Origin of the sequence: Candidatus Acidianus copahuensis (assembly GCF_000632495.1) — an archaeon.
In the GTDB taxonomy this organism is placed as follows: domain Archaea; phylum Thermoproteota; class Thermoprotei_A; order Sulfolobales; family Sulfolobaceae; genus Acidianus; species Acidianus copahuensis.
The window spans coordinates 1-13,975 of the sequence record NZ_JFZT01000020.1 but is presented as its reverse complement, the minus strand read 5'-3'; the positions used below and the strand labels follow the sequence as shown (position 1 = coordinate 13,975).

15 protein-coding genes and 1 riboswitch are annotated in these 13,975 nt (G+C 35.5%); of the genes, 3 read left to right on the top strand and 12 right to left on the bottom strand.

What is annotated here, in order from left to right:
* Positions 1–42 precede the first annotated feature (42 nt).
* The 8 genes from CM19_RS03205 to CM19_RS03175 all read right to left on the bottom strand — a co-directional run bounded on the left by CM19_RS03205 (position 43) and on the right by CM19_RS03175 (position 7,768).
* Complete coding sequence (locus tag CM19_RS03205) at positions 43–660, bottom strand: hydrogenase (protein WP_048099015.1); 618 nt, start codon at positions 658–660, stop codon at positions 43–45.
* A complete protein-coding gene (locus CM19_RS03200) occupies positions 653–1,594 on the bottom strand; it encodes a respiratory chain complex I subunit 1 family protein (protein ID WP_048099014.1) in 942 nt (313 codons plus the stop codon). Before CM19_RS03200 ends, CM19_RS03205 begins: the two co-directional genes overlap by 8 nt.
* The gene (locus CM19_RS03195) at positions 1,591–3,336 is read right to left on the bottom strand and encodes a proton-conducting transporter transmembrane domain-containing protein (protein WP_048099013.1); all 1,746 of its coding nucleotides are present in this window, start codon (positions 3,334–3,336) and stop codon (positions 1,591–1,593) included. Before CM19_RS03195 ends, CM19_RS03200 begins: the two co-directional genes overlap by 4 nt.
* A complete protein-coding gene (locus tag CM19_RS03190; RefSeq protein WP_048099012.1) occupies positions 3,336–3,932 on the bottom strand; it encodes an NADH-quinone oxidoreductase subunit B family protein in 597 nt (198 codons plus the stop codon). The genes CM19_RS03195 and CM19_RS03190 overlap by 1 nt, the downstream gene beginning before the upstream one ends.
* A complete protein-coding gene (locus CM19_RS03185) occupies positions 3,929–5,065 on the bottom strand; it encodes an NADH-quinone oxidoreductase subunit D-related protein (RefSeq protein WP_052349432.1) in 1,137 nt (378 codons plus the stop codon). Before CM19_RS03185 ends, CM19_RS03190 begins: the two co-directional genes overlap by 4 nt.
* Positions 5,062–6,351 carry a proton-conducting transporter transmembrane domain-containing protein gene (locus CM19_RS03180; RefSeq protein ID WP_048099010.1) on the bottom strand — a complete coding sequence of 430 codons (1,290 nt, stop codon included), beginning with the start codon at positions 6,349–6,351 and terminating at the stop codon, positions 5,062–5,064. The genes CM19_RS03185 and CM19_RS03180 overlap by 4 nt, the downstream gene beginning before the upstream one ends.
* Before the next feature lie 17 nt (positions 6,352–6,368).
* Positions 6,369–6,449: riboswitch (Fluoride riboswitch) on the bottom strand.
* A 669-nt stretch (positions 6,450–7,118) separates the two neighbouring features.
* Positions 7,119–7,289 carry a hypothetical protein gene (locus CM19_RS13190; RefSeq protein WP_200869382.1) on the bottom strand — a complete coding sequence of 57 codons (171 nt, stop codon included), beginning with the start codon at positions 7,287–7,289 and terminating at the stop codon, positions 7,119–7,121.
* A 131-nt stretch (positions 7,290–7,420) separates the two neighbouring features.
* Positions 7,421–7,768, bottom strand: coding sequence for a hypothetical protein (locus CM19_RS03175; RefSeq protein ID WP_150111364.1), 348 nt, complete (start codon positions 7,766–7,768; stop codon positions 7,421–7,423).
* Between the two features lie 103 nt (positions 7,769–7,871).
* Between CM19_RS03175 and CM19_RS03170 the strand changes: the two genes are divergently transcribed.
* Both CM19_RS03170 and CM19_RS03165 read left to right on the top strand, forming a co-directional pair.
* Complete coding sequence (locus CM19_RS03170; protein WP_048099008.1) at positions 7,872–8,138, top strand: hypothetical protein; 267 nt, start codon at positions 7,872–7,874, stop codon at positions 8,136–8,138.
* A gap of 31 nt (positions 8,139–8,169) precedes the next feature.
* The gene (locus CM19_RS03165; RefSeq protein ID WP_048099007.1) at positions 8,170–9,528 is read left to right on the top strand and encodes an FAD-binding oxidoreductase; all 1,359 of its coding nucleotides are present in this window, start codon (positions 8,170–8,172) and stop codon (positions 9,526–9,528) included.
* On the opposite strand, the gene CM19_RS03160 is transcribed toward CM19_RS03165, so the two are convergent.
* Positions 9,480–9,947, bottom strand: a complete 468-nt coding sequence (locus CM19_RS03160; protein WP_048099006.1) for a GNAT family N-acetyltransferase — start codon at positions 9,945–9,947, stop codon at positions 9,480–9,482. The genes CM19_RS03165 and CM19_RS03160 overlap by 49 nt on opposite strands.
* 1,279 nt (positions 9,948–11,226) lie before the next feature.
* Here CM19_RS03160 and CM19_RS03155 point away from each other — a divergent pair.
* Positions 11,227–12,975: a molybdopterin-dependent oxidoreductase gene (locus CM19_RS03155; RefSeq protein ID WP_048099040.1), complete on the top strand. Its 1,749-nt coding sequence runs from the start codon at positions 11,227–11,229 to the stop codon at positions 12,973–12,975.
* A 140-nt stretch (positions 12,976–13,115) separates the two neighbouring features.
* On the opposite strand, the gene CM19_RS12490 is transcribed toward CM19_RS03155, so the two are convergent.
* The 3 genes from CM19_RS12490 to CM19_RS13275 form a co-directional block, all read right to left on the bottom strand.
* A complete protein-coding gene (locus CM19_RS12490; RefSeq protein ID WP_052349431.1) occupies positions 13,116–13,475 on the bottom strand; it encodes a zinc ribbon domain-containing protein in 360 nt (119 codons plus the stop codon).
* Between the two features lie 37 nt (positions 13,476–13,512).
* Positions 13,513–13,767: a transposase gene (locus CM19_RS12485; protein ID WP_150111363.1), complete on the bottom strand. Its 255-nt coding sequence runs from the start codon at positions 13,765–13,767 to the stop codon at positions 13,513–13,515.
* A gap of 10 nt (positions 13,768–13,777) precedes the next feature.
* A partial coding sequence (locus CM19_RS13275; protein WP_235185606.1) for a hypothetical protein occupies positions 13,778–13,975 on the bottom strand: 198 nt, incomplete at its 5' end.

The following is a 13,975-nucleotide window of genomic DNA, read 5'->3' as shown; positions in this document are numbered from 1 at the left end:
TATACATAATAAAATTTTAAATTTAATTAAAAATTGTTTTTATTATCCCTTGAGTTCATCTATTGGAAGATGCTCCTTCTTCTCAAGAATAATGACTGAAGAGATCACAACAAGTCCTAGCACGTCTAAAAATATGCTTACCTCAATAAGCAAGGGAATAGGAATTAAGGAAATACCTAAAAGTACTATAGCGTTTTCCTCTTCTAAATAACCCAGAATTTGTGAGGGAGTCGATCTTCTTGACGCTATTAGGAAAAGTCCTTGAAAGAAAAGCGAAAAAGAAAAAAGAAGATCTAGGTCATTAGGAAATATTTTTGTTATCGCCACAATAAAGATGACTAATACTGCAACGAAAAAGAAAGCCATATCCACAATAAGGAGGGACGCGACGCCACTAATTTTTTCTCGTTCTCCATACTTTCCTCCCAATACTTTTAGTAGAACCAAGGGCGTTACCACTCCTCTTATTGCTATTAATATTATACCTAGGATGATGTAATCAATAATTCCTGTAGTTAAGAAGAAGTAAAAGGATATAACAGCTATGATCGTAGATTGAACTCCAAACGCCTTAACTAACGGTCTGTAATAAGCTTGTCCTTGTACATAAAAAGCTAAAACTATTACAAGAATATACATTAAGTCTAGTATTTCAGACATAACCTACCACCGAAAAGAACAGGGAAATAACTGACAATACTAAGGCTACAGCTAAAAAGTCCTGTACCTTAAAGAGTCTAAATTTTGCCAAGGAAGTCTCCAATATTAGAACTATTGATATTAAGAGAAGCCACTTTAGGAACATAACTCCCACGTCAATTATTGAACCTAAAACTCCTGTAAACAATCCCCACGGGAGGAAAAATACATTAAGTAGGACAGATCCTAGTAGATACGCCTTAAGATAACTTCCCCACTTTAGTATAGCTAATGGTTTTCCACTATATTCGTAGGTTAAGGAGTCATCAATCATTCCCAACTCATTTAGACCAGAGCTCTCTACAGGTAGCTTACCCGTTTCAAACAGCCAAAGCATAAAAAATGAAACTGAGGCCAACACATGATCTAGCGCAAGATAATTTGAAGGGTTAAGAACAAAATGGGACTCAACATAGGGGTTATTTGTTCCTGTAGAAAGAGCTACTGCAAAGAAGACAGTGATAAGCGTTGCCTCTCCTAAAAAGTTAAAAGACATTACTCTAGATACCCCCAAGGCGACCAGGTTACTCTTTGACTCCATCGCCTCTATAGTCTTCAGGAACGCAGCTAAGGAGAAGAGAAGCGCTCCTCCTAAAAAGTCAACAACAGGTGTAAAGAATACTGGTTCTGGATAAACAACTGGAATAACAAAGGAAATGAGTATATAAGTAGCAAGAACAAAGTATGGAGTATAAAGGAAAATCAAGCCCGAACTATTTGGTAAGATGGTTTCCTTTCTTAAGAGTTTAAAGATATCATAGTATGGTTGAAATACGCTTTGTGCCTTTCTTGAAGATACCATACCCTTTAGCTTATCAAGGATGCCAACATAAAGTGGGGCAAGTAAGAAAGAACCGAGAACTTGAACTATTGCCTCAACGATCTGCGAGATCATATTACCACCACTAACAAAACTACGACTATGAACGCAATAATCATATAAACCATGTAAATCCTTAAGTCGCTGTTCATATATGCCGTTGCAATTAGCTTGGAAAACTTAATGTAAGACCTGGAAATCTTAAGCATTGCTATCCAAAAAATATCCTCTGCTATTTCTACACCATTAATTAGAACTTTGGTTCTAAGTAGTTTTCTTAACATAAGCCTGATGTTGTTTGAGTATGCAAAGGAAGTATACTTATCCTTGATTTCTCTTCCATTGTTCCAGACCTCGGCCGTTCTAGTTTTAGGTTTTCCGAAAACTAGGATTAACAAGAGGGAAAAGAAAGGTATTAAGAACAGAATGAAGAATGGAGCTATTCCTCCAAAAGCAGAAGACGAAAACCTTGAAGATAACAAAAATCCAGGTGGAACACCTAAGTTAGTACCTGAAATAAAGGAAGGGAAAAGAAAAATGGATAAAGATCCAGCGATCAAAACGAGAACTCCTACAGTAAGAACAATCGCAGATTTTCTAATATCCTTTCCATAGGAAGTCTTAAAGATCTGAGTAAAAGAAACATATTTTATCATTGCAGCAGTCGCAAACCCTTCACCCATTGCTATGATAGTCCCGACTAAAATTGGAATGATTGATAGCACTGAATGTAAAACGAAAGCATCCATGAAAAGAGATTCGAGAAGCGCCCATGTTGCTACTCCTCCTAATGTTGGCAAAAGACCTGACATTGAAGAGGTTAGAAGTACTACTCCAACAACAGAAAACGTATCCTTAAGTGTGTTTGAAGAACTAATTGATTCACCTTGAATCAAACCTGTTGATAGAAAGAGCCCTGTCTTCGCTAGAGAATGAGCAGAAACGAAAAGAGTTACAGTAGCTAATGCAAATAAGGAGAGAACATGGTTAGGATAAGAAATATATAATCCGATTGAAGCCAAGATTGCACCATCATTTTCAACTGTGCTAAAGGCAAGAAGACCCTTTACGTGTTCATTTACATAAGAATAAAGGGAACCAAAAAGAGTAGAAAATGCGCCTATAGCCATAAGTAGAAGACCAAGGAAGATATCCGAAGGAGATAGAATCGCCATTCTAGTTAAACCATACACTGCTATTAATGTCATGGATGCACTAAGAATTGCAGAGAGATTCGAAGGCGCGCTTCCATGAGCTATCGGCAACCACTCTGTAACCAAGAAAGGAAAAATACCCATCTTTATCATAAAACCAAAGGAAACCAAGACTAACGGTAAATAGGTAAACACATGTTGGAAGTAAAGTGAACCCGTCTGCAAATACGCATCTAAGAACCCCACTAGAACTAAGACAGTACTAAATTCCCCAAAAGCCATAAAAGTAAACGCTGGAGATTTCATTAGCCTGTTTACACCTATAGCGAAGTAAGCTGGAATAGTCATTATCTCATAACCAGCTAAAAATTGAAGATATGTGCTAGAAATAAGGGCTATTTGCATCCCTAGAATAGATGTTATGAAAGATGGAGCCAGCCACTTCTCATGATCATAAAAAATTGAGAATAACGAAGAGAAAAACCATACAAAACCGCCTACAATAGAAAACACACCTAAGTAATTTAACAAAGAAAACTGATTTATTCCAAACCAAATAAAGAACAACGAGTCTAGCGATAACAACGCGTAAGCTATCCTTTTCCACTTAACAGAAATTAGAGCTAGTACTAATGTGAATATAATAAGATATTCAATTATCATTATTTTTCGCCTCTTGCCCTTAATATTGCATCTATAATAGTTGGAGGACTAGGGGGACATCCTGGGATTATAACATCAGCCTTAACTCCCTTTCCGAATAAACCTCCGGAAATTGCGCATGAACCTAAAGCAATAACTAATTTTGGATTAGGCATTGCATCAAATGCCCTTCTAAACGCATCCTCCATTCCGTCAGTTAAAACTCCCATCACTACCAATGCATCTGCATGTCTTGGTGTATTTGTGAAGAATATTCCAAATCTAGTCATATCGTATTGCGGAGAAGATATTAGCTTAAGCTCAACATTACATGAACCACAACTACCAGTATCAATAGGATAAAGGTAAAAGGATCTCTTAAACAGTGGAACTCTTCTGGTTACGCTACCCATTCTATAGTCTCCTGATGGAGAATAGTTTGGATAGCATTTTCTGCAGAATATACATTTTCCAGAGTTCCAACCGTTATCTAATGCTTTAGTAGGACAGTCATCAAACTTCCCATTTCCTATCAACGACGTTGCCCAAGGTGCTATTTCCTTAACTTCTTTCTCAGTTTTAATCCCCTTTCTAATTCCTTTTAGAAACCAACTCATTCAAAGATCACCCCTACCTCTGAAAGCCATATACCAAAACTTTCCCAGTTAAAAGGAAAATCTGTAAAAATGTTTTTTACCATCGAAGAAGAAAAAGCCAAAATATTATAACTTGATGGAGCAAAAAGATATACTTCCTTTATAATATTTTCATTGACTTTTACGTAATAGGCTAGATCTCCTGAAGGACTTTCAACCCTTCCAATTCCCTCTCCTTCATTATTTCTCTTTTTAGATTCATATTCTACTGAATGAAGATTAATTGAGGAGAGAATTCTCAAACTCTCCTCAACTTCCTCTCCTCTTACTATAAACCTACCAAATGCGTCTCCTTCATCATAAGTTACAGTTGAGAAACCTAATTCCTTATAAATCTCTGCATAATTACCATCATTTCTAGCATCATTTTTAAAAGATGCAGATCTAGCTACTGGTCCAATTCCTTCCTTATCAACTATAACTCCATTCGACTGGAGTCTATCAATGAATATCCTGTTGTCAATAATTCCCCGATAAATTTCTTTATACTCTTTCTTTATCTCCTCTAGGCTTTTGATTTCCTCATAAAACCTTAAGGATCCTAAACCATTAACACCGTAAAAATATCTGTGTCCAAATGACTTTGCTATAACCCTGTTAACTTTCTCGATTAAGTAAAGAAGTTGAAAAGAGGGGACTGAAAATCCAGCAGCTTCTACCACCCTCTGCATTACTATGAGATGATTTCTAATTCTTTCCAACTCCATCTCAACAATCCTACCAATTTTTACCTCATATGGAGGTTCTATGCCTAAACCTTCTTCAATAGCTGTAATGAAGGAAATTGTGTGAGACGCAGAAAAGCTACCATTTATTCTCTCTACATATAGAATAGAATTGTCTATTATTGACTTAACCCTGACTTTCCTTATTTTATAAGGAATTACCTTAACGTCGGATATATATTCGCCAAATGTGTCCAAATCTATTCCTACTGATTCTAACAATCCTCCTGCTGAAGGTCCATAAGCGAAAGTAAATCCTTGGATGGAACGATAGTTTTCTTTCTTCAACGTTTCCCTTTCAGGGCAAATTCCTTTTTCTATTCTGTCTGAATAGAGACAAAATTCACCTAATTGCCCTATCATTCTCATAGTAACCACCATATGAGAGCTATTCCCATAATTAATGGAATTAATGATGTTACAAAAGATATTATTCCCATAAATTTATCTTCCTTTAAATTTTCATTACCTTCAAAACTCATTTTGCTTACATGATAATTAATGGAAATAAACGCCACAGCTAAGGAGAAAATGACGATGGAAAATATTAAAGGACTGTACTTTAAGGCTGACGAAAGGATTAGAAACTCCCCTACAAATGTCGCTAGTGGAGGAGCTCCAGTAACAGTAAGCGATGAAAACAGAAGTGATAAACCCGTGTATTTAAGCTTCCAAAGTCCATAAGGCCTAATCTCCTTACTACCAGAGGCCTTAAATATAACCCCAGTTGTGTAGAAAGCTGATGATTTTCCAAAGGCGTGAGCGACCAGAAGAATTATTGCTCCTAAAGGTTGATTTAAAGCAAAACCTAGGAGGGCTAAGTTCATGTTTTCTATCGTTGAATAAGCAAATAATCTCTTCATATTTTTTTGAGATGCCATCATGAGGGATGCTACAAAAATTGATATAGTCGCAGCCCACGTAAAGAGAGGTTCAATAGGATAAATTTCATAAAGTCTATATAAAACATAAAGAGCTACCGGTAAAAGTACTCCAGAAAACATAGCGCTAACTGGAGAAGGAGATTCGCTATGTGCGTCCGGTAACCACGTGTTCATTGGAAAGACACCAACTTTTGTTCCGAACCCAACAAGTCCTATACCACTAGCTAATGCTAGAATTATAGATGGCTTAGGATCTACATTAACGGCTAAGGAATGAATTGAATAGTATACGAGAATTACAGAAATGAAGGCAAAAGTAACTCCTGCTGAGACAATTATTGTATACCTCCAAGAGGCTTCTATAGAAGTCTCCGTTCCTTCTGTTAGGACAAGAAGAATAGTAGTTATTGTTGTAGTCTCGATTCCTACCCACATTAGACCTAGATTATTTATAACTAAGGCAAATAGCATTGAGGAAGCAAAAAAATTTAGAAGGACAAAATATGTCTTCTTTGAGATCTTTGTCTTTTCACCTTTCAAGTACCTGATGGAAAAAAGAGAAGAAAGAAAATAAATTGAAGTTACCATAAGAACGAAATACCAAGTTAACCTTGTTACATAGAATACTCCTTCAATTGGAATATCTAAGTATAAAAATAACGAAAAAATTAAGTCTATCAATGAAAAAGGAATAGATAACCATTCCTTGATCTCTGTGAAAGCACTCCCTATTAATGGTATAACTATTATTAAGACTACTAACGGATTCATGGTCTCAACCTATCTCTGTAGAGATAGGCGTCATCAGCCCTCATTGTTTAGGCAGTTTGAGGGAAAACCCTCAGGGGGACGCCATCCCCCGTCTCACTTATCGACAGTAAGTGAATAACAGATGGGATATAAAAACATTTCTTCATGATTATAATAATGAATTACCTATTTCATATTTAGTTTCAGATCTTCAAAGCGTATGAGTATATCTTAACAATTATGATTTGAGGGTATTAGTTCTACAGTAACATTCATTATCCCTCTGCTTTCATACTTATGTTTACTCATCAGTGTCAACCCTAAAGACCTATAGTCATCGTATTAGTATCCGTCAAAGAACTTCACATTTTTCTAAAATAGGTTATATCTGTCCTAAAGAGTGTGAGTTCTTCCACCCAGTTAAGCCGTTGTCAGCAGTTTAGCTTAGATCGTGACATTTATATACATTTCATGATTTTCACTTCAAACCAAAATACTTAATATATATTCTAAAATCAATATTATATCTTCCCAAATGTGGGTTAATGTAGACCCGAAGAAGGGACAAAAAAAGGGAGAAGGAGGAATTAAGGATGTGCGGGTTTCCCCACAACCCGGTCTTCGGTGGTGTGGGCGGGGTTATCCCGCTAATGGGGCGGATCGTAATGATGAGCTTCGGCTCAGAACGTGGTGAAGCCCAAGGGTTTCATGAACATGACATTAAATGTCCGTAAAACCCAAACCCCTATGGAAATAAACAAGAAATAATCAATGTTCTAAGAAAATGTTTAATTTCTACAAGGGAACATACCATAGTAACAGTCTACTTTTACTCTCTCTCTTCTTATACTATTCCAAATTTCAGGAAATTCGTCCTTTAAGTACTCATCTGGTAACTCTGAAAAATTAACTAATTTTGTCTCCTCTTCTTTTTTCTGTTGTTTGAAGGCTGATATCATAAAGTCTCACTAAAAATTATATTGCTTTTTGAGCTTATAAACTCTCCTATTGTTATTTTGATCATACTAACATCACATAGTAAGGATTAAACTGTAGTGTAATACTTTAACTTTTGTATTAAAAGAAAAGCTTAAATAAATTTAGAATATTGTGTACGACGTAAAAATTTTTTATGCAACTCGATTAATTTTTCCAATCTAGCTACATAATCGCTTAATCCTTCTTCTGGAGGTAAATTCTCCTTGATAGCTATCTCTGTTGTATATTTGCCTTTAACTTCTCCGTCTGGCGTGAAGAAGTTCAGATCTATTTCAACTTCTATAGAAATTTCCTTTGACTTTTCCAATGATCTTACGAGCGAGCTCCAATTGTCATTAATGTAGTTCACCTTCGCTCTATTTAGGACTAGACCAAAGTAAGTTGATGCGATCGCATCCATCCTAAGTTCAATATACCTCAAGAATTGTTGTAAGTCCATGGAAGATATTTTTATGAATAGTAAAAAAAGAGATATGAAAGGAAAAACTCTTTGATTTTGCATATTTCAAAAGATTTTTATATATGGAAAAGAAGAAAATTTTATGAGCATTCAAGTTCTTGAGGATGAAATAGTAATAAATTTTCCAAGTTTTGAACCTCTAAGGCTAAAGAAAAAAGACGTTGAAAGTATAGAAGAAGTAGAACCTCCAGAAGATGTATGTCAACTAGTAATGAAATTAAGGGAAAAAGGGGTAATAATTGCCGGTTCAACAATAGATGGTAAAATCTCTTATTATAACATTACTCCAGGAAAGAAATGTAAAGTGATAAAAATGAAGGATGGTAGAAAAATTTTCGTTTCTGAATAATCCTTATTTTATTACCCTTTAAGATTTATATATGGACTTAAAAGACCTAGAAAACATAGAACATAAAATAGAGGAAAGGGAAGATTTTTCCGGTTTTAAGGTTTCTCCAATAGAAGTGTTCTTTCCAAAAGATGAAGAGGAAGTTGAGAGAATTGTAAAGTTTGCATATGAAAACTCTATTCCTATAGTTCCTTGGGGATCAGGAAGTAGCCTAACTGGCGCTGTATCCTGTGAGGGTTGTATAGTAATTGATCTTTCTAAGATGAATAAAATCCTTGAGATTAATGACGTGGACTGGTACGTTAGGGTACAACCTGGAGTAAAACTCATTGATTTATACGAGGCAGTAGAGGCAAAGGGTCTATTCTTTCCTCCAGATCCAGCAAGCTTTTTCCTTTGTACTGTAGGAGGTGCAACATCAGAGGGTTCAGGTGGAATGAGAGGAGTTAAATACGGACCATTTAGAGAGTGGGTTCTTGCCTTAAAGGTTGTCATGCCTAATGGAAATATTGTCAAGTTAGGAGAGCCATTAAGGAAAAATAGAGCTGGTTATGATCTGATTCATCTTTTAGTTGGTAGTGAGGGAACTCTTGGAATTATAACCGAGATTTGGTTAAGGTTGATTCCTTTGCCAAAGAAAAAGATTTTCCTAGTAATCTCCTATCCAGAAAGCATAAAGAAAGCTGGAGAAGCTATAATCGAACTAAGAAAGGCTAAGATCCTTCCTGAATTCTCAGAGTATCTAGACGCTGACGTTGTTAAATCAATGAATAAGAACTTGAACGCTCAACTCAAGGAGACAGATGGAGGTATGCTAATGATTTCAATTGAGGACGATCAGCTTCAAGACGTTATATCCATAGTTAAAGAGAAGGGAGAATATAAAGTCCTTGAAGGTGAAGAGGCGGAAAGGATTTATTCGCTTAGGGCTCAGGCTGCGATAGCAGTAAAGACGGAGAACTCAGGTTATTTTTATGCCGAAGACATTGTAGTACCAGTATCTAAACTTCCAGAAGCAATAGAAAGGCTAAATGAACTTGGAAAAAAATATGGGACTAAATTTTACATAATTTCCCACATAGGAGACGGAAATCTCCATCCTAATATTCTAGGAAAAAATAAAGACGAAGTAGAGAAACTCTTTAAAGAAGTAGCTAAGATTTCAATCGATTTAGGCGGTTCTGTTTCAGGTGAGCATGGAATAGGAGTACAGAAAGCAGAGATGATGAGAGTTCAACTCTTTAAGAGTAATGGTCCTCTCGTTCTTGATTTAATGATGGGAATAAAAAGGTTGTTTGATCCAAAGGACATAATGAATCCAGGAAAATATGTGGAAAGAGCTTATTTAGCCGGGACTACTGCTGCCTCATTTAAGGATAGCTCTCCATAAATCTCGTCTTCATCTTCCCTTATCATAAAGCCTAATCTTTTACCTAGCTTTATCATAGGAACGTTTTCCGGGAGAGTAAAAAATTTTAACTTTTTTAGCCCCATTCTTCTACCTTCTTCTATTAACTTTGAGACTAAAATAGTGCCTATTCCAAGTTTTCTATATTCAGGTTTGACAACAAGGGAAATTTCTCCATCTTTCTCTAGAGTCGCCTCTCCAATTATCTTTTCATCTATCTCTGCAAGTAAAGTCACATGTTCATCATCTGAACTTAACTTTATCGCATCTTCAATAGTAAGCCTATAAAAATGGAAGAACCTTAGATAGAGATCTTCTTCACTCAAAGATGAATAAAGATCATATATCCCTTTCCAATCGTCCCTAGATGCTCTTCTTATTGCTAGTTTTTCTTTTTCCATTATAGATTATCTGTTTTGTGGGTTTATATATTTTTAGGTGTGCTTAATTATGCATCTTCATAATTAAAATAAAGAAAAATAGTAATGAGAATTCGTAATATCTTTAATAACAAATTTATAGTTAACGTAATGTTAGTTCCTATTTTTTAAGTATAATCTCTTTATTTTTTAAAATAATTAAGGGAGTTAAAGACATTTATCTAAAATAAAGTACATTAAAGAGGATGTTCAGAACGTAAGTTCAATGCTTACTATTTAAGGAGGATTAGCTAGGTTTCCCGGAGATGACTATCACTTTTCTGAATATTTATATAATAGTACTGGACCAGATCCTCCATGGATAATAACTGCTCTTTTTAAAGCACTTTATTATGCTCGGGAAGGAAATTATGTTAGATCAGTAAATCTCCTCCTTTATTGGACTTATAATCATTCACAACAGGGTTTACTACCAGAGGCTATAGACCCTAAGCTTGGCGTTCCTCTTCCTACGACCTCACCACTTACATGGTCAGCATCAATGCTCGTCATTGTCTCTCTATCGCTTCCTGAACCTCAAAACTCTTCATATGTGATCATTATTGAGCTTATCATCAGTATAGTCGTAATAGTTACATTATTCTTTGCTCTTAGAAAAAGATAAATTTCTAGTATTACTAATTTTTTGCCCCTACTTACCATAGTAGTTTACTGTGAGCTAGCCACTATACTATCCAATGATCCATTATTGACTGATATAAGGGAAAATCTAAGGGAACTCCCTTATACGAATCAAGATGTTATTTTATATGAAAACTTTTCGTCTTTTATTTAAAATGAGCTTAATAACTATAACTCTAAGCTCAAAATTTTGAGATTAGTAAGAATAAGGCCAAATATATATCAGAGAACCAATATTGTGACCGAAAAGAGAGTATTGTTATATAAGAATAGGTTTAGATTAACTTTTAATTTCTTTAAAAATTTCTAGAAAAAAATTAATATAAAGGATTATTATTTGGAAATAATTTAAGTAAGTACTAAAACTACTTGCCAGTCAAAGCTAATATTTCTGCTACCAATAAAAGATCAAACAGACTTCCAAAAATATCGGTGTAGATAAAAACGAAGAGATAACCAGAAGTATACCTTCTAATTGTCTATCAGATATTATAGAACACCCACTAAATCTGGCACTATTACCAAGGATACAAAGGAAAACTATGAGAAAGAACTAACACTTTTCATTTGCATAGGTCAAAGATCTTATAATTTATTATCTTTATGTAGTATGTACTTTATGGTAATAGCGTGTACAAGAGACTGCTATGATACGTGTATTTTTGACGATGAATATAGACCCATGTCTATTTTCCCAACAAATGGATTTACGTGCTCAAGGGGAATGGCGGATCTTAAGAGGAATGAAATAAACAGATTAGTTCATCCTGTAGTCGAAGGAAAAGAAGTTGACTGGGGCTATGCGTTAGATTACGTGTCACGGCTTATTTCAGCAACGGATAAGAAAAGAATAGCCCATATAGAGTATGATGGAAATCAAGGTCTCTTAACGTGGTATTTTCCAGCAAGACTTTGGAACTTACTTGGAACAATTTCAACCGATTACTCAATCTGTAGTACAGAAGGTCATGAAGGTATAAAAGCCCATTATGGTTCATCTCTAGGTTCATCTCCAGAAGATTTTTTGAAGGCTAATTCGTTTGTAATGTGGGGATCGGAGACACCATTTAGCTTCATCCATGGATGGAAATTAATAAAAGATAAGTTCAAAATTGCAATCGACATTAGAGAGAGTGAAGCAGTTAAAAGAAGCGATGTTTCCTTTATCATAAAACCTTCTTCTGATCCTTACTTAGCAATAGGAGTTATCAAGGAAATTATGAAATATAACATGGAAAATTCTCTTCTAGACGATCCAATAACCCTTCAAAAATACGTTAACTCTTTCTCAGATGATGAAATTGCTATTGAAACAGGTCTAGCATATAATAAGATCAAGGAACTAGCAAAAATATATCAAGACATGAAACCTTTGACAATAATAGGTTTCGCGTTAGGTAGAACCATCAATGGTGGCCATGCTGTTGGGTTAATTTCCCTAATACCGGCACTTCTAGGATTAAGGAGATGGTTCTTTTATGCTAATAGTCAAGGCCTTGGAATAGATTTCAACTACCTTAGGGGTTTGCACGCTTACCGTCCATCAAGAGTAGTTGGAATGTCTGAGTTGGCCTATGAGATCGAAAAAGGGAAAATTGACTTACTTTACGTCTGGAACTCAAACCCAATTCATTCCTTACCTGGTTCTGATAGAATTATTGATGCTGTAAATGAAGGCAGACTAAAAGTAATTACCCATGATCCCTTCGTTAATGAGACCACGAAAATATCTGAAGTTCAACTGCCTGCAGCAACATTTCTTGAGAAAGAGGATGTTGTATATAGTTATTGGCACAACTATTTAGTTTATAATTCGCCCATTCGGAAAAAGAAAGGATTAACAGAAATTGAACTTATGAGAGAAATAGCTAAAAGATTAAAAATATCGGACGAAGTTATATGGGAAGATGAATGGAATGCAATATCTAAATCAACTGGAATTGATAGCGAGAGACTAAAAAAAGACAAGATAATCAAGCTAGACAGGAAGATAGAAGGTAATAAGGTTAAAGTTTTACCCCTTCCACAAAAGTTAGAGAGATGTGAGAATGTGCTTATTTTTTCTTCACATCCTAATTTTACCAATTCGCAATTTAGAGAGATATATAAAGGTGAAGCGAAGGTCTTTAATTCAAGATTTGAAGGCGTAGGATACATGTACAATGAGTTCGGAAAAGTCAGAGTACATTTTGTTAAGGATGAAAGAATTCCTGAAGGAGTATATTTCATGTATAAAAGTCATTTGTTTGACTTAGATGGAAAACCAATAAATTGTCTCGAAGGCCCAAGAAAAGGAAAACTAAGCGGAACCCCGCCTCTTAACTCATGTGAAATTAAGGTAGAAATCGATCAAAAATCTACTTCATAGATCTTAATTTCTATAAAATAGAAATCATTTGAATATTGTAAAAGAGAGGAACAATCATCTATTTATATCATTTAAAAACACTAAATTACTTAACTGACCTCCTCCCCGCTCTAAAGAGCGAGGGTTCCTCTCAGAGCGGTTCATAGGTTTTGGTCCATACGTTTCACCCTCATAGAATCATATCTAGCTGGTACTACCAGCCCCGATCCTCTCGTCCACGTATAGACCAGTGGGGTGGTCTTACCCCAACTTATCCCTATCCCTCTGGTGGAGGAGCCCTCAACACCACCATCATTGGGACTCGGGATTATGGATATATTAAACGCACCAACTAGGTCTGCGTTATATACTTTGTTAGACGTTATACACTTAAACAAACCCCTTGAAACTCTTTTCCCGCATCCATTGCCGTGGATGGGACAAGTAGTTGAAGTGTATGCCTCGTTAACAAACTTAACAGTTATTCCGTGTTCTTCAGCAACATCCCTCAACTTGTCCATAACTTGTTTATAAGACCAGACGTTAACAACTAGAAAGTTAACCCTTTTTCTGACTTATGTTCTTTGGATAACCAACCTTGATTAATGAGACACCTTTGTTATACAGAAACTCAACAACTTTCCTTACGGTAGTATCTATTATAGTGTTTAACTCCCTCTTCCACTTAACATATAATCGTCTTATTTCATTTGAGAACGGTTGTTTATACAAGGATAATAACTTCTGTTTCATACTTATCAGTTTCATGAAGTAGTACGAGATAGACTTCAACATCCTAGTCTTGATTAACACTTGTGTACCATCAGAGACATAAACAGCAAAGAGATTGTTTATCCCTTATAGTGTTTAACTCCCTCTTCCACTTAACATATAATCGTCTTATTTCATTTGAGAACGGTTGTTTATACAAGGATAATAACTTCTGTTTCATACTTATCAGTTTCATGAAGTAGTACGAGATAGACTTCAACATCCTAGTCTTGATTAACACTTGTGTACC

What these genes read in the sequence shown, in the direction of transcription:
- CM19_RS03205 (WP_048099015.1), bottom strand. Translation starts at nt 660, where the DNA reads ATGTCTGAAATACTAGACTTAATGTATATTCTTGTAATAGTTTTAGCT.
- CM19_RS03200 (WP_048099014.1), bottom strand. Translation starts at nt 1,594, where the DNA reads ATGATCTCGCAGATCGTTGAGGCAATAGTTCAAGTTCTCGGTTCTTTC.
- CM19_RS03195 (WP_048099013.1), bottom strand. Translation starts at nt 3,336, where the DNA reads ATGATAATTGAATATCTTATTATATTCACATTAGTACTAGCTCTAATT.
- CM19_RS03190 (WP_048099012.1), bottom strand. Translation starts at nt 3,932, where the DNA reads ATGAGTTGGTTTCTAAAAGGAATTAGAAAGGGGATTAAAACTGAGAAA.
- CM19_RS03185 (WP_052349432.1), bottom strand. Translation starts at nt 5,065, where the DNA reads ATGAGAATGATAGGGCAATTAGGTGAATTTTGTCTCTATTCAGACAGA.
- CM19_RS03180 (WP_048099010.1), bottom strand. Translation starts at nt 6,351, where the DNA reads ATGAATCCGTTAGTAGTCTTAATAATAGTTATACCATTAATAGGGAGT.
- CM19_RS13190 (WP_200869382.1), bottom strand. Translation starts at nt 7,289, where the DNA reads ATGATATCAGCCTTCAAACAACAGAAAAAAGAAGAGGAGACAAAATTA.
- CM19_RS03175 (WP_150111364.1), bottom strand. Translation starts at nt 7,768, where the DNA reads ATGGACTTACAACAATTCTTGAGGTATATTGAACTTAGGATGGATGCG.
- CM19_RS03170 (WP_048099008.1), top strand. Translation starts at nt 7,872, where the DNA reads ATGAGCATTCAAGTTCTTGAGGATGAAATAGTAATAAATTTTCCAAGT.
- CM19_RS03165 (WP_048099007.1), top strand. Translation starts at nt 8,170, where the DNA reads ATGGACTTAAAAGACCTAGAAAACATAGAACATAAAATAGAGGAAAGG.
- CM19_RS03160 (WP_048099006.1), bottom strand. Translation starts at nt 9,947, where the DNA reads ATGGAAAAAGAAAAACTAGCAATAAGAAGAGCATCTAGGGACGATTGG.
- CM19_RS03155 (WP_048099040.1), top strand. Translation starts at nt 11,227, where the DNA reads ATGGTAATAGCGTGTACAAGAGACTGCTATGATACGTGTATTTTTGAC.
- CM19_RS12490 (WP_052349431.1), bottom strand. Translation starts at nt 13,475, where the DNA reads ATGGACAAGTTGAGGGATGTTGCTGAAGAACACGGAATAACTGTTAAG.